Consider the following 19,621-nt stretch of genomic DNA (forward strand, 5'->3'; position numbering starts at 1 on the left):
GAGGATGAAGCTTTTCGCGCTGTTCGGCGTCAGCGCCGTCACGGAGCCGGGGTCAGGCCGCCCATGCGGCAGACCTCTTTCCATTCGGCCGGCGTCACCGGCTGCACGGAAAGCCGTCCGAGCCGGACCAGTGCCATCTCGGCAAGCTTGGGATTGGCCTTGACCTGTTCCAGCGTCACCGGCTTCGGCATATCCTTTACGGCGCGGATATCGACGCATTCCCAGCGCGGATCGTCGGAAGTCGTGTCCTGATGAGCCAGCGCGCAGACCTCGGCGATGCCGACCACATCGAGCCCGTCATTGGAGTGGTAGAAGAAGCCGAGGTCGCCGATCTGCATCGCCTTCATATTGTTGCGCGCCGCATAATTGCGCACGCCGTCCCATTGCGTGCCGGCTTTGCCCTTCGCCTTGAGGTCCTCGAAGGAGAAGACCGAGGGTTCAGATTTGAACAGCCAGTAGTTCATTTTTGCTCCTCCTGGCAGCTGGCGATCAGGCAGCCGCCGGCTTGTTGAAGGTCCAATTCCATTGCCGGATTTCGACGCTTTCGAACAGCCCGGCCTTGGCATAGGGGTCTGCCGCCGACAGCGCTTGTGCCGCGGCCAGATCGGGCGCCTCGACCACGACGAGGCTGCCGTTCGGCTTGCCGTCGGCCTCGAGGAACGGACCGGCGAAGGCCAGCTTCTTCTCGCCGTTCAATCCTTCCAGGAAGGCAACATGCTCGGGCCGGGTATCGAGCCGCACCTGCAGGCTTCCAGGCTTGTCCTTGCAAATCAACGCAAACAGCATCTTCCATCTCCGGATTGTTCGAAATTACACGTCGGTTTCGGTCTTCAGCGGCCTTGTCATCAGCGCCGCGACAGCCTGGCGGATGGTGATCGTGCCGTCCAGGATGGCGGCAACGGCGGTGATGATCGGCGCATCGATCTTGCGCTCGGCGGCAATGCGGGCGGCGATCGCCGCCGTCGGCACGCCTTCGGCCAATGGCAGGCCGGCAAGTGGCTTGCCTTGTCCCAGCGCCAGCCCGTAGGCGAAATTGCGCGACTGGGCGGACGAGCAGGTGAGCAAAAGATCGCCGAGGCCGGAAAGTCCCATCAGCGTTTCCGGCCTGGCGCCGAAGGCAGCACCGATGCGGCGCAATTCGACGAAGCCGCGGGTCACCATGGCGGCTTGGGCGCTGGCGCCGAGCGCGGCGCCGGTGACGGCACCGGCGGCAATGGCGAAGACGTTCTTCAGCGCGCCGCCGATCTCGACGCCGATGAGATCGTCGCTCGAATAGCAGCGCAGGTTCTGCGCCGAGAAGCGGGCGGCAAGCTCGGCCGCCAGATCCTCGTCGCGGGCGGCGACCACCACGGCCGTCGGCAGGCCCCTGGCGACGTCCGTGGCGAAGCTCGGGCCGGACAGGGCGGCGACCGGATTTTCAGGCAGGATCTCTCTAGCGATGGCCGACAGCGGCGCGCCGGTGTCGCGCTCGATGCCCTTGGCGCAGAGAACCAGCGGGGCGCCTTTCGGCATATGGGTTTTCGCGGTGGCCAGCATGGCGCGCAGCGACTGCGCCGGCGCCACCGCCAGAACGCAGTCGGCGCCGTCGAGCGCGGCCTCGATGTCGCTCGTTGCCACGATGCCGGCCTGGAGCGCGATGCCCGGCAGATAGCGCGGATTTTCGCCACGGTCGATCGCGGCGACGGTCTCCGGGTCGCGCGCATAGAGGCGGACGAAATGACCGGCTCGCAGCATGGCCAGCGCCAGCGCCGTGCCCCAGGCACCGCCGCCGAGCACGGCAATGCGCCAACCGCTTGGCGCCTTGTGCCCGCTACCGGTCATGCCTTGGCTCCGCGCCGGCCCGAGCCGACCATCGGGGCAGAGATACTGTCCAGCGGCCAGCGCGAGCGCGGCACGAAATCGGCGGCGTTCTCACCCGCGATGCCGACGCGCAGCCGTTCGATGCCGGCCCAGGCGATCATCGCCGCATTGTCGGTGCAGAGTTTGAGCGGCGGTGCGACGAAAGCAAAGCCGGCTTTCTCGCATAGGGCTTCGAGTGTCGCCTTGATCGTCCGGTTGGCAGCGACGCCGCCGGCGACGACGAGCGCAGGCTCCATCTCGCCTGGAAACTCCTGACGGAATCGGTTCAGCGCCCTCGAAACACGATCGTCCAGTGCATCCGCCACCGCCGCCTGGAACGAGGCGCAGATGTCGGCGACGTCCTGGTCGCTCAACGGGGCAATGGCCGTTGCTGCCTGACGCACGGCGGTCTTCAGCCCGGAAAAGGAGAAATCGGGCTGCGCCGATCCCTTCATCGGCCGCGGGAAGGCGAAGCGTGCGGCGTCGCCGGTCGCCGCCGCCTTCTCGACATTCGGCCCGCCAGGATAGGGCAGGCCGAGCATCTTGGCCGTCTTGTCGAAGGCTTCGCCGAGCGCATCGTCGATGGTTGTCGCCCAGCGCTGATAGTCGCCAACGCCACGCACCGCGACGATCTGCGTGTGGCCGCCGGACACCAGCAGCAACAGGTAGGGAAAATCGAGCCCGTCGGTCAGCCGCGCGGTCAGCGCGTGGCCTTCGAGATGGTTGATGGCGATCAGCGGCTTGTTCGCCGCGGCGGCGATCGCCTTGGCCGTCATCAGCCCGACGATCAGCCCGCCGACCAGGCCGGGCCCGGCGGTCGCGGCGATCGCGTCGATGTCGGCGAGATCGACGCCCGAATCGGCGAGCGCTGCCTCGATGATGCCGTCCAGCGCCTCGACATGGGCGCGCGCGGCGATTTCCGGCACGACGCCGCCGAAGGCGGCATGCTCCTCGATCTGGCTGAGCACGATATCGGACAGGATTTTCGGCGCGCCGCCGCCGTCCAGCGCCACCACGCTCGCGGCGGTCTCGTCGCAACTCGTCTCAATGCCCAGAACGCGGATCAATTCGTCGCTATCCCCTAGAGATTGTGCAACCAGTCTTTCCCCATTAGGAGGAAGCCCGGAAAACGGCCTCCATCTGCCGGGGGTTATCACGGACGGCGCGCCATGCAAACAACCTTGAAAATCGGAACACGCGGCAGCCCGCTGGCGCTGGCGCAGGCGCATGAAACGCAGGCGCGACTGATGGCCGCGCACGGCATGCCGGTTGAGGCATTTGAAGTGGTCGTCATCTCGACCAGCGGCGACCGCATCCAGGACCGGCCGCTGTCGGAAGCCGGCGGCAAGGGCCTGTTCACCAGGGAGATCGAGGAAGCGCTGCTAGCGCGCCGTATCGACATCGCCGTGCATTCGTCGAAGGACATGCCGACGGTGTTGCCCGACGGGCTGCAACTGTCCGCCTTCCTGCCACGCGAGGACGCCCGGGACGCTTTCGTCGGCAAGGCGGCGAAAACGATCGCCGGATTGCCGCACGGCGCAAAGGTCGGTTCGTCGTCGCTGCGGCGCCAGGCGCTGATCCGGCGGATGCGGCCGGACCTCGACGTGGTGATGTTCCGCGGCAACGTGCAGACGCGGCTGCGCAAGCTCGACGAGGGCGTTGCCGACGGCACCATCCTTGCCTATGCCGGGCTGAAGCGGCTCGGGCTCGAAAATGTCATCACCGACCTCATGCCGCTCGACACCTTTCCGCCGGCGCCGGGGCAGGGCGCGATCTGCATCGAAAGTCGCATCGGCGACCTCGATGTGGAAAAGATGCTGACAGCAATCCATGATTTGCCGACCGGACAGGCGCTGGCCTGCGAACGGGCTTTCCTGGCTGCGCTCGACGGGTCGTGCCGCACGCCGATCGCCGGCCATGCGACGATATCGGGCGGAACGGTTGTCTTTGCCGGCCTGATAATCTCGCCGGACGGTACGCAGTCCCATGAGGTCAAGGCGGAAGGCCCGGTGCAGGATGCCGCCCACATCGGCGAGGATGCCGCCAGGACCGTACGGGCCAAGGCTGGCGAAAAATTCTTCGACGGCTGGGCCTGACATGGTTCGTGTCCTGGTGACGAGGCCGGAACCGGGCGCCTCGCGCACGGCGCAGCGGCTTTTGGACCAGGGTTTTCAGCCGATCCTGCTGCCATTGACCGAAACGGTCGCTCTGCCGGTCGATGCGGACGGGGTCGCAGACAATGCCGTGGCCGTTGCCGTCACCAGCGCCAATGCCGTGCGTCACGCGCCGAAGGAAATCATCGCAGCGCTCGCCGGCTTGCCCTGCCATGCCGTCGGTAAAAGGACCGCGGAAGCGGCCCACACTGCGGGATTCTTCTCCGTCAGCGAAGGCCCTGGCGATGCCCAGGCGCTGGCGGATGCGCTTGCCGGCGATTACGCCGGACAGACCATCGTCTATCTGTGCGGGCGCGTGCGGTTTTCGGGTTTCGAGCAGCGGCTGCAGGCCGCAGGCGTTCACGTCCGCACCGTTGAGACCTATGACACCGTCGCGCTGGACTATTCCGACGAAGCCGTTCTTGCGCGCTTGTCCGGCCTGCCGGTCGAGGCGGTGCTGCTCTATTCGGGCAACGCGGCCAAAGCGATGCAGGCACTGGCCGGCCGGCCGGCGCTGCTTGGCGCTTTTGAGAGGACAATTTTTTTCGCTTTGTCGGCGCGCATTGCCGCGGCGTCGGACGATGTCGCCGGCGACAGGATCCGGATAGCGCCTGAGCCCAGCGAAGATGCGCTGCTGGGCCTTTTGCAGGCGCGGCGCTGACCGGCGCCTGCCGCTGCTTGCCTGCCCGTCCCGGGGCGTCAGCGCTGGGGCGACTGCCTGGATCGGCATGTTTGTTCTTGCTTTGTGCCGGCAGCTGTGCTAACAAATGCTTGTCGTGCCCATTCGCGCCGACGACCCGCCGCCAAGGCGGGTTTTTTGTTTCTGATCTCCCTGAAGCGCAGACACGGGCCCTGCGGCGTCTCGCCAAAACCGACCCCGGCGTCATCACGCCGCCCTTTTCATCGCTTGGTGATGTGCTAGACCCTTTCTGAACCATCCCGAAGCGAATTTTGTGGAGCCCAAGCATGGTCAAGACGCCGAAGATGCGGCATTCGAAAAGCCGTCGTGAGCCGGTGACCATCGAGCTCGAACCCGGCGCCGTCTCGCGCGTTGCCGACGAGGATGCCGCCAACGGGCGGACCGACGAGGCGAAGGCGGAGGAAGCGGCAAACGCGTCGCAGCCGGAAGCGCCTGATGAACCCGTGCATGCCGATCAGACCGACATCGAGCCGTGGGAACATGCCGACGCGGCCCCGCCGGCCGGCTCGGAAGAGCCCGCAGAGGGTGGCGCCAAAGGTGCCGAAGGACCCAAACCGACTTATCCGGCCGGCTCGGAGGCGTCGGCGAACCGGGCCTTCGACTACAGTTTCGACGACGCATCCGCCAAAGCCAGCGGGACGGGGACCAGCAGCGGGACCGATGAAGCGCCGAAAGAAACCCAGACAGGGAATGAATACATGGCGCAGCCGAAGCGTGGCGGCATCATCGCTGCCGGCTTTATCGGCGGCGTCATCGCACTCGCCGCCGCCGGAGGGCTGCAGTTTGCCGGCTTGCTCGGCGCGCCAGGGGCCGGCGATGCCTCCTCGGGCGGCGTATCGCTCGATGGCATCAATGGCGAAATCGCTTCGCTAAAGAGCGAGATCGCCGGGCTCAAGGACACAGGCGGCAACAATGATGCGTCGGCCAAGGTGGACGGACTGTCGTCGGCCCTGGATCAGGTCAAGACGGATGTCGCTGCGCTGAAATCGGCGGTCGAGCAGGGTGGAGCAGGCGACAGTGCCGGGCTTGCAGCCCTTGGCGACAAGGTCAGGCAGATCGAGACGGAGATTGCGGCTCTTGGCCAAACCGGCAATACGGCGCCGGTCGATCTCGGCCCGCTCAACGAAAAGCTGGTCGGGCTCGACGCACTGGTGAAATCCGCCGGCGAGACGGCGAAAGCGCAGGAAGGCCGGCTTGCGGCGCTGGAACAATCCGTGTCGCAGCTTTCCGGCAAGCTCGAGGCACAGGCAGCGCAACCGAAGATCGCGCTCGCCATTGCCGCATCGGCGCTGAAGGCAGCACTCGACCGCGGTGCGCCTTTCGCGGCCGAACTCGAAACCTTTGCGGCGATTTCACCCGATGCGCCGGAGCTCGCGACCTTGCGTAGCTACGCCGAGAAGGGCGTTCCGACCCGGGCTGAGATCGCCGCCGAAATGCCCGCCGCGGCCAATGCCATGGTCGCTGCCTCGGAGCCCGTCGACCAGAATGCCGGCTTCCTGCAAAACCTGTTGTCGAGCGCCGAATCGCTGGTCAAGGTCCGGCCGATCGGCGCCGTCGAAGGCGCCGGGGCGCCGGAAACCGTCGCGCGTATGGAGGTGGCGGTCAACCAGGGCGACTACGCCAAGGCGCTCAGCGAATACGACACACTGCCCGAGGCGGCCAAGGCCGCCGGCGCCGAATTTGCCGGCAAACTGAAGGCGCGGACCGAAGTCGAGACGCAGATCGAGGCGCTGATCGCCAGTGCGATGAAGGCGTGAGGAAAACCCGATGATTCGCATTCTGCTTTTCCTCGCCGTCGTTTTCGTGCTCGGGCTGGGTTTCGCCTGGCTGGCTGACCGGCCGGGCGAGATGGTCGTCACCTTCAGCGGCTATCAATACCAGGTCAGCCTGATGGTGGCGGCGGTGGCGGTTGTCGCCGTGGTCGCCGCGGTGATGATCGTCTGGTGGCTGCTCAAGGCGCTGTGGAACAGCCCCTACACCATATCGCGCTATTTCCGCGTGCGCCGTCGCGACCGTGGCTATCAGGCGCTGTCGACCGGCATGATCGCCGCCGGGGCCGGTGACGGAGCGCTCGCCCGCAAGAAGACCAAGGAAGCGGCAAAGCTCATTCGCTCCGACCAGGAGCCGCTGATCCACCTGCTCGAGGCGCAAGCCTCGCTGCTCGAAGGCGACCATGAGGGTGCCCGCGAAAAGTTCGAGACCATGCTCGACGATCCCGAAATGCGGCTGCTCGGCCTGCGCGGGCTCTACCTCGAGGCCGAACGCCTCGGCGATCGCAACGCGGCGCGGCACTATGCCGGCCGCGCCGCCGCGATGGCGCCGCAGCTGGCCTGGGCCGCCGAATCGACGCTGGAAGATCTGACCGGGCGCGGCGACTGGGACGGCGCGCTGAAACTGGTCGAGGCGCAGAAATCGACACGCCAGATCGAACGCGACGCCGCCAACCGGCGTCGCGCCGTGCTGCTCACTGCCAAGGCGCAGGCGCTGATCGACAGCGATCCCAATGCCGCCAAAACCGCTGCTCTTGAGGCCAACCGGCTGCGGCCGGATTTCGCGCCGGCGGCGGTGATCGCAGCCAAACTGCTGTTCAGACAGAATGATGTGCGCAAGGGCGCGAAGATACTGGAAGCGGCGTGGAAAGCCGAGCCGCATCCGGAGATCGCGGAGCTCTACACCCACGCCCGGCCGGGCGATGCCGTGCTCGACCGCCTGAACCGGGCGAAGAAGCTGCAGGAGATGAAGAAGAACCACGCCGAATCATCGCTGGCGGTGGCACGCGCCGCACTCGACGCGCAGGACTTTTCAACCGCCCGCAAAGAGGCCGAGGCAGCCATACGCATGGATCGCCGCGAAGGCGCCTATCTGCTTCTGGCCGACATTGAGGAGGCCGAGACCGGCGATCAGGGCAAGATTCGGCAACTTTTGTCCAAGGCAGTGCGTGCACCGCGCGATCCGGCCTGGGTTGCCGACGGCGTCGTCTCCGAACGCTGGGCGCCGGTGTCGCCGATCACCGGCAAGCTCGACGCCTTTGAGTGGCGGGCGCCGATGGAGCGGCTCGGCCAGCTCATCGACAGTGATGAGGACGCGCCGGACGCCGCAGTGCCGACGATTGCGGGGCCCATCGAACCGGCAAAAGAAAATGTGATCGAGCTGAACCCCGCTGGTTCGGCCGAAAGACCGACCGCCGCGGCGGCCTCGGAAAGTGGCGAAGACGATGTTGCGCCGGTCAACGCCACGGCGTTTGCCGCGGTGCCACCGGATGCCGAAGCTGTCGAACCGGCGGAGGAACTGGCGCGGCTGCCCGACGATCCCGGCGTCGATCCGGACGACCAAGACCAAAAATCACCACGCAAGTTTCGATTGTTTTGATTCGGCTGAGCTTGATAGTTTTGGCTGATGGGAAGTAGGAATCACATGTTCGAACGCGTTCTGTCGTTTCTGAAGGACCTGCCGGCAGCTGGCAGCGCCCGCAACAACGCCGATGATCCGCGCATTGCGGCTTCCGCCCTTCTCTACCATGTGATGAGTGCCGACGGCGTGCGTCAGGATGCCGAATGGGAGCGGTTCAAGGCGGTGCTGGCGGAAAGCTATTCGATCAGCGGCGACGAGCTCGACGCGCTTGCCGCTGCCGGCGAGCGGGCCGACAATGAGGCGATCGACCTCTACGCCTTCACCAGTGTTTTGAAGCGTCAGCTCGATCCGGACGCGCGAAAAGCCTTCATCGGCCTGATGTGGCAGATCGTCTATGCCGATGGCGAATTGCACGAACTCGAGGACAATATCGTCTGGCGGGTCGCCGAGCTGATGGATGTCGAACGCCACGACCGCGTCGAGGCACGCCGCAAGGCGGCCGCCGAAGCGCCGGGTGCTACTGGAACGTCGAGCGACGAATAGACAGGATACCCATGCCATCCACGCCGAGGCCGAGACCAAAAATCCTGATCGTGCTGCATCAGGAGAGTTCGAGCCCCGGGCGCGTCGGCCACATGCTTATCGAAGAGGGGTTCGACCTCGATCTCCGCTGCCCGCCGCTCGGCGACGCCTTGCCGGAAACACTGGACGGTCATGCCGGAACCGTTGTGTTCGGCGGACCGATGAGCGCCAATGACGAGGATGACTTCGTCCGCCGCGAGACCGACTGGCTGAAAGTTCCGCTCCGGGAGAACCGGCCGTTGCTCGGCATCTGCCTCGGCGCGCAGATGCTGGTCAAACATCTTGGCGGCAAGGTCGAGGGGCATGGCGAGGGGCTGGTCGAGATCGGCTGGTATCCGCTGAAAGCGACGGAGGATGGCAGGAAGCTGATGCGCTGGCCTGAGATGGTCTACCAGTTTCACCGCGAGGGCTTCTCGCTGCCGAGGGACGCGACGCTGCTGGCGACGGCCGAAACCTATCCCAACCAGGCCTTTCGTTATGGCGACAATGCCTGGGGCATCCAGTTCCATGGCGAATTGACCAGGGCGATGATGCAGCGCTGGGTCGTTCGCGGCGCGCATCGCTTCGAACTGCCCGGCGCGCAGCCCGGCCGCGACCATCTCGGCGGCCGGCTAATCTGGGACATGCATCTGAAGCGCTGGCTCGGCGAATTCCTGCAGACGATCTTCGGTAAGCCCGCGCTGTCCTGATCTAGTTTTGCGTCTATAAACGCAAACTATTGATCTAATTTTGTATCGCCGTTTTTGGGGGACGAGGCGCTGCGGCTTCAGGTGTCCGGATTCGTGCCACCAATTCCAAGTCCCGCCACCGACGGAGCCGACAATGCGCCAAGAGTTTCGTCAGCCCACCGGACGGCAAGGTCTGCCTGCCGAAGCGGTGAACCGAGCGACAGTAGCCTGCCGTGGTTTGCCGGTTCGACCGAAGCAGCAGTCGTTGACGTGGACGTCAGACCGGCAGCCCGTTCTGCTTACGCAGGCTTTTGTCGAATGCGGATGCCGGGACGAAACGGCGCAGGAAACTGACCTGGCGCGCCATTTTTCCCGCCGGATAGCGCCTCTTAGGAGTGGGATCAGTCGCAGCCGCCAACACGGTCTTGGCTACCACTTCGGGCGCATCGCCTTTTTCCATCGCCTTCCGCACGGCTACATTCATGCCAGCGCGCGCAGAGTCATAGATATCCAGCAACTGATCCGGCCTGGCGAGATTGTCTTCGAATAACGTACGGGTATAGGCGGGCTCGACCAGCACGACGCGAACTCCGAACGGGCGCAGTTCGTGGTCGAGCGATTCGGAATAGCCTTCAATGGCATGTTTGGTCGACGCATAAAGCGCGAAATAGGGGGCTGGGATGAACCCCTGCACCGAGCTCAAATTGACAATCCTGCCCTTTCCTTGGCGGCGCATTGTCGGCAACACCGCGTTGGTCACGCGGAAAACGCCGAAGACGTTCACGTCGAACAACGACTGAGCCTGGGCCATCGAGGACTCCTCCGCGCCGCCAAGCAGACCCATGCCGGCATTGTTGACGAGCAGATCAATACGCCCGGCCTCGGCCAGAACGTCATCGACCAGTTTCGCCACGGATGCGTCATCGGTGACGTCGCAGGTCAGCATGGTGATGCCGTCGGACCGTTCGGCGACCGCGCGACGGCTGGTTCCGAACACGCGAAAGCCGGCATTCTGTAGGGCTTTGGCCGTTGCGTGGCCGATGCCGGAAGACGCCCCCGTCACCAGGGCGACGCCAAGATTGGTCTTGTTCATGGAAATCACTTTCTTTGTGCTGGATTACCGGCTGCAGGCGTGCGCACAAATGGAGATGTGGCGCACGCCCCGGCGACCTAGTGAAGCCATTACTCGGCAATGGCCCCAGTTTTCTGGTCGGACACCGATCCCACCTCGGTGACGGTAAGCTTGTCGCCCGAGCGCGACACCTCGAGGCTTTGGTCAGGTTCGCCCAATTTTCCCGGCACCGATATGGTGGCCGACTGCCCTTCGGCGAGGGTGGCCGAGAAGCGCACCGGAGCCCCGGCCTCACCATCCGCCATCGTTGCGATCACCCGATAGCCGTCATTGTCGTTGGTGTAGTAGAGGACGCCATGAAGGCCGCCGATACGGATACTCTCCCCCGCCATGGCCGACAGCTCACCGGCATGCAGCGGAGACGCGGCCAGGCCGAATGCCACCACACCACCGATGAGGTTGATCATCGCGAGGCTCCGTTTGGACTGTGCCGCTCTCGGCCGGTCAGGGAGGGCAGGATGCGCCGATCGCGCGCGCTGATGAGTAAGGGCGAGGCGGGTTCCGACTTCATTTGCAACGGTGTTCATAGCAGGCTCCAATGTTGACAGCGTTAACTTCCAGGCATTGACATAAGCCCGAAAGTAGGCAATGTCAACAATGTTTCTGATGATAACTTTGTGAGCCAGCATGCAAGAAGCCACCGATCGTCCCTACCACCACGGAAATCTGAGGTACGCGATCATCGAGACCGCCATGGCCATGCTGCACGAGGAAAAAGGCTGGCAGTTCACTCTGAGGGAAGTGGCGCGCCGTGCCGGCGTCAGCCATGCCGCTCCCTACAAGCACTTTCCGGACAAGGCCGCCCTGCTTGCCGAAATGGCGCTGCTGGGATTCGACAGGCTGCATGAGGCAATGACGACGGCAAAGCCAAGAGGGGCAAATTCCTGGCGGGACGAATTTCTCGCCGTCGGCCGGGCCTATGTTCGGTTTGGAACTTCAAATCCGGGTCTCTACCGGCTCATGTTCAGCGCGGAGGCCGGCAAGGCAACGGACGTGCATCTGAGCGAGAGGGCGCTCGCTGTGTTTGGCGTGGTGATCGCATTGTTGGAGCGGGGCGAGGCCGAGGGCGTGCTGCGCAAGCGCGACGTGCGGGGTCGCGCGGCAGCCTGTTGGGCGCAAGTCCATGGCATCACCATGTTGACCATGGAAGGTTTGTTCCAACTCGAAAAAGTCGGCCCAAATCCCCTGGACGCCGCCCTCCTCACGCTGCTCGAAGGTCTGGAGAACTGACTGTTTCTGGTTGGGAATGCCGCGGTTCGCTGCCGCGTTATTCGGCTTGCCCCGGATCAGTTTCGCCCGTTGAGGTGGCGCACCTTGCGCAGCTGCGGGAACAGCAGCGCCCACAATCCGGCGACAACGACTGCGCCGACGCCGCCAATCACCACCGCGGGCACGGTGCCGATCAATGCCGCCATGGTGCCCGCGCGGAATTCGCCCAGCTCGTTGGAGGCACCGACAAAAACCTGATTGACGGCGTTGACGCGGCCGCGAACCTTGTCCGGCGTCCATAGCTGGATCAGCGTCTCTCTGATGTAGACGCTGAACATATCGGTGGCGCCGAGCAAGGCGAGCGCTGCGATCGACAGCCAGGTGATTGTGGAGAGGCCGAACAGCACGGTAAAGGCGCCGAACAGCGCGACGAAGCCGAGCATGACAACGCCGGCATGATTGCGGATCGGATGTCCGGCCAGCCAGATGGCAACGCAGATGGCGCCGATCCCCGGCGCCGAACGCAACAGTCCCAAGCCCCATGGGCCGAGTTCGAGGATGTCGCGCGCATAGACCGGCAGCAGTGCCGTGGCGCCGGACAAAAGCACGGCGAACAAATCGAGCGAAATGGCGCCGAGCACGATCTTTTCGTTCCAGATATAGCCGAAGCCGGCAAACAGGGTCTGCATCGTCGGCCTGTCGGTCTCGCTGCGCTGGGCAGGCTTCGGGATGCTGAAGACCAGCACTGCGGCGACAAACATCAGAACGGCTGCGGTGCCGTATGCCGCTTCCGCCGAAAGCCCGTAGAGCAGGCCGCCGGCGACCGGTCCGACGATGGTCGCTGTCTGCCAGGCTGACGAATTCCAGGCGATCGCGTTGCCGAAATCCTCTGGCGGCACGAGGTTGGCGAACAGCGACGCCGCGGCCGGTCCGAAGAAGGCGCGCGCGATGCCGAACATGGCGAGCACGCCGAAGATCAAGCCCGGCCCGCTAAGGCCGCGCAGCGTCAGCAGCAACAGGGCCAGTGCGCAGATCGCCTCCAGCAGAACCGTCAGCGCCATGATCAGACGGCGTCCGAAACGATCGGCGATCACCCCGGTGACCAGCACCAGCAGTAGCGAAGGCAGGAACTGGACAATGCCGACAAGCCCGAGATCGAACGGATCGCGGGTCAGGTCGTACACCTGCCAGCCAACGGCGACGGATACGATCTGGGTGGCGAATGTGGAGAGGAAGCGCGCCGCCCAATAGCTCAGGAAGGGTTTGTGGCGGAAGGCGGCATAGCGCGATGCATCGGATTCGGATGTCATTTGTGAATCGCCCCGGCGAGATTGTGTATCGGCCGGCGGGGCGCTGGTCCGACCACAGCGCTTTTAGCGCAGTTCGGTGCGGGGCGCGCGCAAAAATCGGCGCTGGATCAAAGATTTCGCGCTACCATGCTAATTGTAAATGGCGGAGGTGGAGAGGTTATTGGCGCACAGGTCGAGTTCCTTCGCGCCAATCTTCGAGGCTTCCATTTGCCGGTCTTCGAATGACGTGTCAGACCGTGGCCTTGGGCTTCCTGGTCTTCTTGACCGGCGCCGGCGGGGCGGCCTTGCGGCCAAGACCGATCGCCTTCGCCAACTGCGAGCGCGAGGCCGCGTAGGTGGGGGCAACCATCGGATAGTCGGCCGGCAAGCCCCATTTGGCGCGGTAAGCATCCGGCGTCAGCCCGAAATGAACGCCGATATGGCGCTTCAGGGATTTGAACTTCTTGCCGTCTTCGAGGCAGATAATGTAGTCCGGCGTCACCGATTTCTTGGGATTGACTGCCGGAATCAGCGGCGCTGCCACCGGAGCGGCGGGTTGTCCGAGCCCACCTATCGACGCGCTGACGCTGGCGATGAGATCGCCGAGGCCGGAAGCGGGCAAGCGGTTCTTCTCGACGTAAGCGGACACGATGTGAGCGGTCAGCTCGAGAAGGTCGATGTCCTTGCGGGCTTTGTTGCTGTCGTCGGTCAATCTATTTTCTCCGTTAGTGGGGTCGCAGAATTCCTAGTCGGCAAATCTGCGTAACGCAATGACGGCGCACCACGCCACACATTATTTTGAATAACAATACTAACGGCTGGGCCAGATCAACAGGTCTGGCCCTAAACCCCCATAATATCAGACGATCAGGGATTTGTCGCGCCACAGTCGAAATCCACCTTCGAAGGCGCGTGTGTTGTCGCCGCGCCTGCAACCGGCAGGCAATTCGTCCAGTTTGTCGACATTGCCGCCGCCGATGACCACATAGTCAGGCTGCATGGCGGCGCGCAGCCGCTCGACGACGTCGAAGACGTGCTTGCGCCATTTCTTCTTGCCGCGCTTTTCAAGGCCGCGTTCGCCGATATAATCCTCGAAACTGCCGCCCTTCTTGTAGGGAAGATGCGCGAGTTCCATCGGCTGGGCGACATTGTCCACAATCATCGCAGCACCGAGCCCCGTCCCGAGGCCGAGGAACAGCATCCGCCGGCCTTCGTAACTGCCGACGGCCTGCATCAGCGCGTCGTTGACCACCTTTACCGGCTTGCCGAACTGCGCTGCGAAGTCGCATCCGACCCAGCCCTTGCCGAGATTGGCGGGGTCGGTCAGCGGCCTGTTGTGGTGCACCGGGCCGGGATAACCCATCGAGATGACGTCGTAGGGCAAACCGTCGGCGAGCGTCTGCACGGCCGCGATCATCTGCTGCGGCGTCAGGCCGGGTCCGGAATCTGTTCTGCGCTCCTCGCCGCCGGCGCTGGTGAGGATCTTGACATGGGAGCCGCCAATATCGATCGCAAGTACGATCTTCTCGCTGTCCGGTGCAGGCTTTTTCGCCGCTTTGGCCATGGCGTCGCCTCTTGAGTTCATTTCGCCGGATTGATCCAGCCGTTCGGCGGTCCGAACCCGGCCATCGCATCGGCGGGCCCCCATGTCCCCGGCTCATAGAGATGAGGCGGCGTGGTGTCGCCGAGCACCGGGCCGACGATTCGCCAGGCGAGTTCGCTGGCGTCCTGGCGGGTGAACAACTGGCCGTTGCCGTTCATCGCGTCGCCGATCAGCCGCTCATAGGGCGGCATGTCGCCCTTGCTGTCGTCGAGCGCGGTGAGTTCGACCTGCTCGCCGATCATGTCGTCACCGGCAGCCTTGCGCTGGGCGCCGATCGAGATCGCCACCTGCGGGTCGATGCGGAAGCGCACGTAGTTGGCATCGTCGGGCTTGATCGGGTCGAAGACATTAAGCGGCGGCCGCTTCAGCCGGACGATGACCTCAGTGGCGTGGACCGGCATTGATTTGCCGGCGCGGATGAAAAAGGGCACGTCCTGCCAGCGCCAGGTGTCGACGAAAAACCGCACCGCCGCAAAGGTCTCGACCGGCGAATCCGGCGCGACGCCCGGCTCGCGGAGATAGCCCTTGAATTGGCCGCGCACGACATCGTCCTTGGTCAGCGTCCGGATCGCCCGCAGCACCTGCACCTTCTCGTCGATCAGATCGTCGGCCGAGCGGCCAACGGGCGGCTCCATGGCAAGCAGCAGCAGGATGTTGAGCAGATGGTTCTCGATGACGTCGCGGATGCAGCCGACCTCGTCATAGAAGCGGCCGCGGCCTTCGACGCCGAAATCCTCGGCCATGGTGATCTGCACGCTCTCGACGAAATTGCGGTTCCAGATAGGCTCGAGAAAAGAATTGGCGAAGCGAAAATAGAGCAGGTTCTGGATCGCCTCCTTGCCGAGATAATGGTCGATGCGAAAGATCGACTGCTCTTCGAATACCAGGTGCAGGACCCGGTTCAGCCAGCGCGCCGATTGCAGATCGTGGCCGAAAGGCTTTTCCACCATCAGGCGCGCGCCCTGGGCCGCGCTCGACTGTTCCAGCCCCTGGATGACCGTCTCGAACATGGTCGGCGGCACCGCCAGATAATGCAGCGGGTGCTGTGCGGTTCCCAGCGCGCTTTTCAGCTTCTCGAAGGTCGCGGCGCTTCGGTAGTCGCCGCTGACATAACGAAGCAGCGACGCAAGTTTCGCGAAGATCTTTTCGTCGACCTTGCCGATGGCCTTGACGATGCCGTCGCGGGCGCGCGCCTGCAACTGCTTCACGTCCCAGGCGTCGAAAGCGACGCCGATCACCGGCTCGGTCAACGTTCCCTTGGCGACCATGGTGTAAAGTGCCGGGAATATCTTCTTGTGGGCGAGATCGCCGGTCGCCCCGAAAAGCACCAGCGTGTCGGACCGTTCCTGGTTCATGAGCGTGCCTTCCCTGTCACGAGCCGGTCTTCGGCTTTTCGACATGGCCGCCAAAGGCATAGCGCATGGCGGACAGCAGCTTGTCGGCGAATTCGGATTCGCCTTGCGAGGAGAAGCGGTCGAACAGGGCCGAGGACAGAACCGGCGCCGGCACGCCGGTGTCGATCGCCGCCTTCAAGGTCCAGCGGCCTTCGCCTGAATCCGAGACTCGTCCGCCGAACTGCGTCAGCGCCGAGTCGGCCTTCAACGCGCCGGCCGTGAGGTCGAGCAGCCAGGAGCCGATGACGCTGCCATGCCGCCAGACCTCGGCCACCTCTGCGATATCGATGTCGAACTGGTAGTATTGCGGGTTTTCCAATGGACTGGTTTCAGCGTCGGCCGTCCGCTGTCTCTTGCCCGCATTTGCCGACTTCAGGATGTTCATGCCCTCGGCATAGGCGGCCATGACGCCGTACTCGATGCCGTTGTGGACCATCTTGACGAAATGGCCGGCGCCGCTCGGTCCGCAATGGAGATAGCCGAAGGGGGCCGTTCCTGCATCTTTGCCGGGGGCGGGCCCTCCGGCGTCGGCGCCCGGCGCCAGGGTGGCGAAGACCGGGTCGAGATGCTGGACCGCGCTGTCAGGGCCGCCGATCATCAGGCAATAGCCGCGTTCGAGGCCCCAGACGCCGCCGCTGGTGCCGACATCGACATAGTTCAGGCCTTTCAATGCCAGGCGGGCTGCATGGTCGACAGCCTCGTGATAATAGGAATTGCCGCCGTCGATGATGATGTCGCCCGGCTCCATCAGGTCGGCGACCTGGTCGACGATCCGGCTGGTGATCGCCGCTGGTAGCATCAGCCAGGCGGTGCGCGGCTTGGTCAGCTTGCCGACGAACTCCTCCATCGAACCCGCTCCGATCGCGCCAGCCGTCACAAGGGCTGCAACGCTGGCCGGGTTGATGTCGTAGACCACGCATTCGTGGCCATCGCGCAGCAGGCGCCGCACCATGTTGGCGCCCATCCTGCCCAGTCCCATCATTCCGATCTGCATGTTTCTCGTCCTGGTTCTTGAGGGATAGAAGATCTACTGGCTCTGTCGTTGGAGCATGATCTTTTCCGAAACCGGTTTCCACTTGTTGCTACGCTGACCTTCGGTTCGGGATCATGCTCTAGTCCGGCTCGCCGATGCCGACGAAAAAGTCGACATTCTCCCAACGGTCGGCATCGGACCAGAAAAAAGTAAAGACGATCGTATTGCCCGGCGAAGCATCGGCAACGGGCAGGTCCGTAAAATGGATGCCGAAGGCATTCTCGATCGTCGCGGTATCATGGGCGGTCGCCCAATCGTCGCTGCTCCAATGCACCACCGCCCGCGCCAGCAGCTCGACGCGCAGCAGCTTGCCGGCGGGCATAGTGCGGACTTTGTGGTTGAAGCGCCATGTCCGTCGCGGCGCCACGGTACTGTCCTCGATGTAGCGCCTCACGCCTTGCGGCGGTATGTCGAAGACCGCGCCGTCACTGAGCGAACGCAGCAGCTTGATGTGCTCCGAATGCGCCCAGACCAGCGGCATGGCGCTGCCCGACGGTCGGCCGTGCCACAGCTCGCGTTCCGGCATGTCGGGACCATCCCAGACCTGCTCCGGCAGCAGGCCGCCAGCCCCGGCCGAGCCTTCAAACGTCTTCAGCAGGCTCGCTGCTTTGTCCTCGCGGCCCGCCGCCAGTTCGTAATGGGCGCGCTCGCCGACCAGCAGCGGCCAGGGCCGGCCCTGGCCGGTCCCGTCGAACGGCGCGCCGTCGGTATGTTCGCCATAGCCGTCGCCGATATAGCGATACCAGACGGGCCCCCGCGGCAGGTCGCAACGCAGCCGCGCATCGATGACCTTGACGGTGTCGACGATGCGCGGATCGCCGGCAGCCCTGAGGCCGAAGCGGACAAGCGCCAGCGCATCCGGGCTGACGATCGCCTCGGCCGGCCGGTCGGTATCGCCGGGCGGCCGGTTCTTGATCGGCACATAGCCGTCCTTCGGCGACGCCGCGCCGGCGGTGTCGGGCGGCGCGATGCGGACGTAGTAGCCCGCGACGCCGACCTCTTCGCCGAGTGGAGTGCCGGTGACATAGGTCCAGCGCTCGATCTGGTCGTTCCAGACATCGGCGGTTTCACGCAAATAGTTTGCCGGCTCTTCTTTGCCGCAAACGTCGAACATGTCGGCCGCGGCGAGCAGTGCTGCGATCTCGACGGCGAGCGTGAACGGGCTGTAGCCGGCATCCTCTTCCCAGCGGTCTTCGCCGGTGACCGGACCGTTGCGCACGACATAGGAAGCGGCGCGCTCGATCATCGGCATGAAGGAGAGCAACGCGGCGTCTGCCAGGTGCCCTGCGCGGCGGAGCGCGTCGGCGAGCAGCAATGGAAAGGCGCATTCGTCCATCTGGATGCCGGGCCAATAGGCTGATCCGTCGAGCCAGGCGTTCTGCGGCCAATGCCCATCCGGCTGCTGGATAGAGCGGAGATAGGCGAGGATCTCAAGCGCTTGCGCCGGATCGCCGGCGGCCAGGAAACCGCCCGCGGTTTCGACCAGATCGCGCGGCCAGACCAGATGATAACCGCCGAGATCGTCGTCGCCCATGCTGAAGCCCCATGGGATCGACAGGCTGGCGACGGCTGCTCCGTCGGACGACCGGTGCGTCGCCAGAACCGCTGTGCTGACGCGAAAGGTGTTGATCCCTGCTACATGCCGGTCCAGCGGCAGCAAGCCAGCCTGCCAATCCCGCCATTTTTTGACATAGGATTTGGCTGCGGGCTCAAAACCCCGCTTCAGGCTGGCCGAGGCATTTTCCGCCGCCTCTTGCGGCGTCGTTCCGAAACCCAGGGCCAGCAAGGCCTTTGGGTTCACAGCCGAAAAGCCGATCTCTCCGGTCAGCGCGACATTGCCGTCTTCGGCCCTTCGGCAGGCCGGGTCGAGCCGGCCGTCACGACGCAGGTGCTGCCAGCCGTCGGAGACACCGACATAGCCGGCCGAGCATGCTCCCCAGGGCAGCGACGAGGCGAGCGCCAGGCAGACGCGACGCCCGGACGCAAACAAAACAGGCCTTCCCTCGTAGTCGCCGACCCAGGCGGTGTTGCCCATGCCGGCGTTGACCAGGTGCGGTGCCAGCAGTGCGTAGACGCGGTGGTCGGCAACCGGGCCTCTCAGCAGCGTGAAGCTGATTTCCTGCAGCAAAACGGGACGTTCCGTATCCGTGATGATACGCTTTTCGATCCGGTAGGTGTCGTCAGCGGCGGTGTTGACCAGCCAGTAGGCGGGCACTCCATCCTCGAACGGCTCAGTGCTGTGCACGGCATCGCGCTTTTCTTCCGAGAAATAGCCGCCGGGGCCGGTGACGACCAGCCCCATGTCGCGGGTGCAGGCGCTGTCGAGGCTGGGATAATAAACCTCGTTGAGAATGCCGTGGCTGATCGTGAACCAGATAGGGCAGGCCGGAGAAAGCGCGGTTCCGACGCCGCTCTTGGCGCTTGACGTCCAGCGCGCCGGAATTCCGGGTGCGCCCAGCGCATCAGTCGGCGTCACTGCCATCTCGATTTCGGTCTCCTGCCCCACCCCTAGACCAGGAGCCGAAGCCTTTTCAATAATTGCACCGCAAGTTGATCGTCAAACCGTCACCGATCGCTGTTGACAAGTGCGCCCATCTAAATTTGTCTGACAATATTGAAACGAGGGTCATCATAACAGCACAGCAGCCAACAGCGATCAGCAATCCAT

The 19,621-nt window shown here is 64.3% G+C and carries 19 protein-coding genes; 7 read left to right on the forward strand and 12 right to left on the reverse strand.

The genetic code is table 11. The annotated features are described in order from the left end of the window. Nucleotides 1–38: 38 nt before the first annotated feature. From A9K68_RS04725 to tsaD, 4 genes are read right to left on the reverse strand one after another with little or no spacing between them, the layout of a single operon-like run. A complete protein-coding gene (locus A9K68_RS04725) occupies nt 39–464 on the reverse strand; it encodes an EVE domain-containing protein (protein WP_065007225.1) in 426 nt (141 codons plus the stop codon). A 25-nt stretch (nt 465–489) separates the two neighbouring features. Further along, the gene (locus tag A9K68_RS04730; RefSeq protein WP_065007224.1) at nt 490–786 is read right to left on the reverse strand and encodes a YciI-like protein; all 297 of its coding nucleotides are present in this window, start codon (nt 784–786) and stop codon (nt 490–492) included. Nucleotides 787–810: 24 nt separating this feature from the next. Then, a complete protein-coding gene (locus A9K68_RS04735; protein ID WP_065007223.1) occupies nt 811–1,821 on the reverse strand; it encodes an NAD(P)H-dependent glycerol-3-phosphate dehydrogenase in 1,011 nt (336 codons plus the stop codon). After that, nucleotides 1,818–2,903, reverse strand: a complete 1,086-nt coding sequence (tsaD, locus tag A9K68_RS04740; protein WP_203546919.1) for a tRNA (adenosine(37)-N6)-threonylcarbamoyltransferase complex transferase subunit TsaD — start codon at nt 2,901–2,903, stop codon at nt 1,818–1,820. The genes A9K68_RS04735 and tsaD overlap by 4 nt, the downstream gene beginning before the upstream one ends. Before the next feature lie 105 nt (nt 2,904–3,008). On the opposite strand from tsaD, the gene hemC reads away from it, so the two are divergent. The 6 genes from hemC (at nt 3,009) to A9K68_RS04770 (ending at nt 9,314) form a co-directional block, all read left to right on the forward strand. Further along, nucleotides 3,009–3,935 carry a hydroxymethylbilane synthase gene (hemC, locus tag A9K68_RS04745; protein WP_065007221.1) on the forward strand — a complete coding sequence of 309 codons (927 nt, stop codon included), beginning with the start codon at nt 3,009–3,011 and terminating at the stop codon, nt 3,933–3,935. Between the two features lies 1 nt (nt 3,936). Further along, nucleotides 3,937–4,653, forward strand: a complete 717-nt coding sequence (locus A9K68_RS04750; RefSeq protein WP_065007220.1) for a uroporphyrinogen-III synthase — start codon at nt 3,937–3,939, stop codon at nt 4,651–4,653. A 305-nt stretch (nt 4,654–4,958) separates the two neighbouring features. Then, the gene (locus A9K68_RS04755; RefSeq protein WP_065007219.1) at nt 4,959–6,449 is read left to right on the forward strand and encodes a COG4223 family protein; all 1,491 of its coding nucleotides are present in this window, start codon (nt 4,959–4,961) and stop codon (nt 6,447–6,449) included. A 10-nt stretch (nt 6,450–6,459) separates the two neighbouring features. Then, the gene (locus A9K68_RS04760; protein ID WP_065007218.1) at nt 6,460–8,061 is read left to right on the forward strand and encodes a heme biosynthesis protein HemY; all 1,602 of its coding nucleotides are present in this window, start codon (nt 6,460–6,462) and stop codon (nt 8,059–8,061) included. A 45-nt stretch (nt 8,062–8,106) separates the two neighbouring features. Continuing rightward, entirely contained in the window at nt 8,107–8,586 is a 480-nt protein-coding gene (locus tag A9K68_RS04765; protein WP_065007217.1) for a TerB family tellurite resistance protein, read from the forward strand. An 11-nt stretch (nt 8,587–8,597) separates the two neighbouring features. Beyond that, on the forward strand, nt 8,598–9,314 hold the full coding sequence (locus tag A9K68_RS04770; protein ID WP_065007216.1) for a glutamine amidotransferase: 717 nt from the start codon (nt 8,598–8,600) through the stop codon (nt 9,312–9,314). Between the two features lie 256 nt (nt 9,315–9,570). Here the strand turns inward: A9K68_RS04770 and A9K68_RS04775 are convergent, their stop codons facing one another. Together A9K68_RS04775 and A9K68_RS04780 are read right to left on the reverse strand one after the other, a co-directional pair. Next, entirely contained in the window at nt 9,571–10,386 is an 816-nt protein-coding gene (locus A9K68_RS04775; protein ID WP_065007215.1) for an oxidoreductase, read from the reverse strand. Between the two features lie 89 nt (nt 10,387–10,475). After that, entirely contained in the window at nt 10,476–10,832 is a 357-nt protein-coding gene (locus tag A9K68_RS04780) for a hypothetical protein (protein ID WP_065007331.1), read from the reverse strand. Nucleotides 10,833–11,052: 220 nt separating this feature from the next. Here A9K68_RS04780 and A9K68_RS04785 point away from each other — a divergent pair, with 220 nt between their 5' ends. Continuing rightward, nucleotides 11,053–11,655 carry a TetR/AcrR family transcriptional regulator gene (locus tag A9K68_RS04785; RefSeq protein ID WP_065007214.1) on the forward strand — a complete coding sequence of 201 codons (603 nt, stop codon included), beginning with the start codon at nt 11,053–11,055 and terminating at the stop codon, nt 11,653–11,655. 56 nt (nt 11,656–11,711) lie between these two features. Here A9K68_RS04785 and A9K68_RS04790 read toward each other — a convergent pair whose 3' ends face one another. From A9K68_RS04790 to A9K68_RS04815, 6 genes are all read right to left on the reverse strand, one after another. After that, nucleotides 11,712–12,944, reverse strand: a complete 1,233-nt coding sequence (locus A9K68_RS04790; RefSeq protein ID WP_065007213.1) for an MFS transporter — start codon at nt 12,942–12,944, stop codon at nt 11,712–11,714. Nucleotides 12,945–13,173: 229 nt separating this feature from the next. Beyond that, nucleotides 13,174–13,635 carry a MucR family transcriptional regulator gene (locus A9K68_RS04795; RefSeq protein WP_029349266.1) on the reverse strand — a complete coding sequence of 154 codons (462 nt, stop codon included), beginning with the start codon at nt 13,633–13,635 and terminating at the stop codon, nt 13,174–13,176. A gap of 147 nt (nt 13,636–13,782) precedes the next feature. Next, nucleotides 13,783–14,487 (reverse strand): ROK family protein, encoded by a 705-nt coding sequence (locus tag A9K68_RS04800; protein WP_065007212.1) that lies wholly within the window; start codon nt 14,485–14,487, stop codon nt 13,783–13,785. Between the two features lie 17 nt (nt 14,488–14,504). Then, nucleotides 14,505–15,881 (reverse strand): glucose-6-phosphate dehydrogenase, encoded by a 1,377-nt coding sequence (gene zwf / locus A9K68_RS04805; protein WP_065007211.1) that lies wholly within the window; start codon nt 15,879–15,881, stop codon nt 14,505–14,507. A gap of 16 nt (nt 15,882–15,897) precedes the next feature. After that, nucleotides 15,898–16,914: a phosphogluconate dehydrogenase (NAD(+)-dependent, decarboxylating) gene (gnd, locus tag A9K68_RS04810; RefSeq protein WP_065007210.1), complete on the reverse strand. Its 1,017-nt coding sequence runs from the start codon at nt 16,912–16,914 to the stop codon at nt 15,898–15,900. A 118-nt stretch (nt 16,915–17,032) separates the two neighbouring features. Then, nucleotides 17,033–19,435, reverse strand: a complete 2,403-nt coding sequence (locus A9K68_RS04815) for a glucan 1,4-alpha-glucosidase (RefSeq protein WP_065007330.1) — start codon at nt 19,433–19,435, stop codon at nt 17,033–17,035. Between the last annotated feature and the right edge of the window lie 186 nt (nt 19,436–19,621).

This window comes from Mesorhizobium sp. AA22 (assembly GCF_001672375.2).
Taxonomy (GTDB): Bacteria; Pseudomonadota; Alphaproteobacteria; order Rhizobiales; family Rhizobiaceae; genus Mesorhizobium; species Mesorhizobium wenxiniae.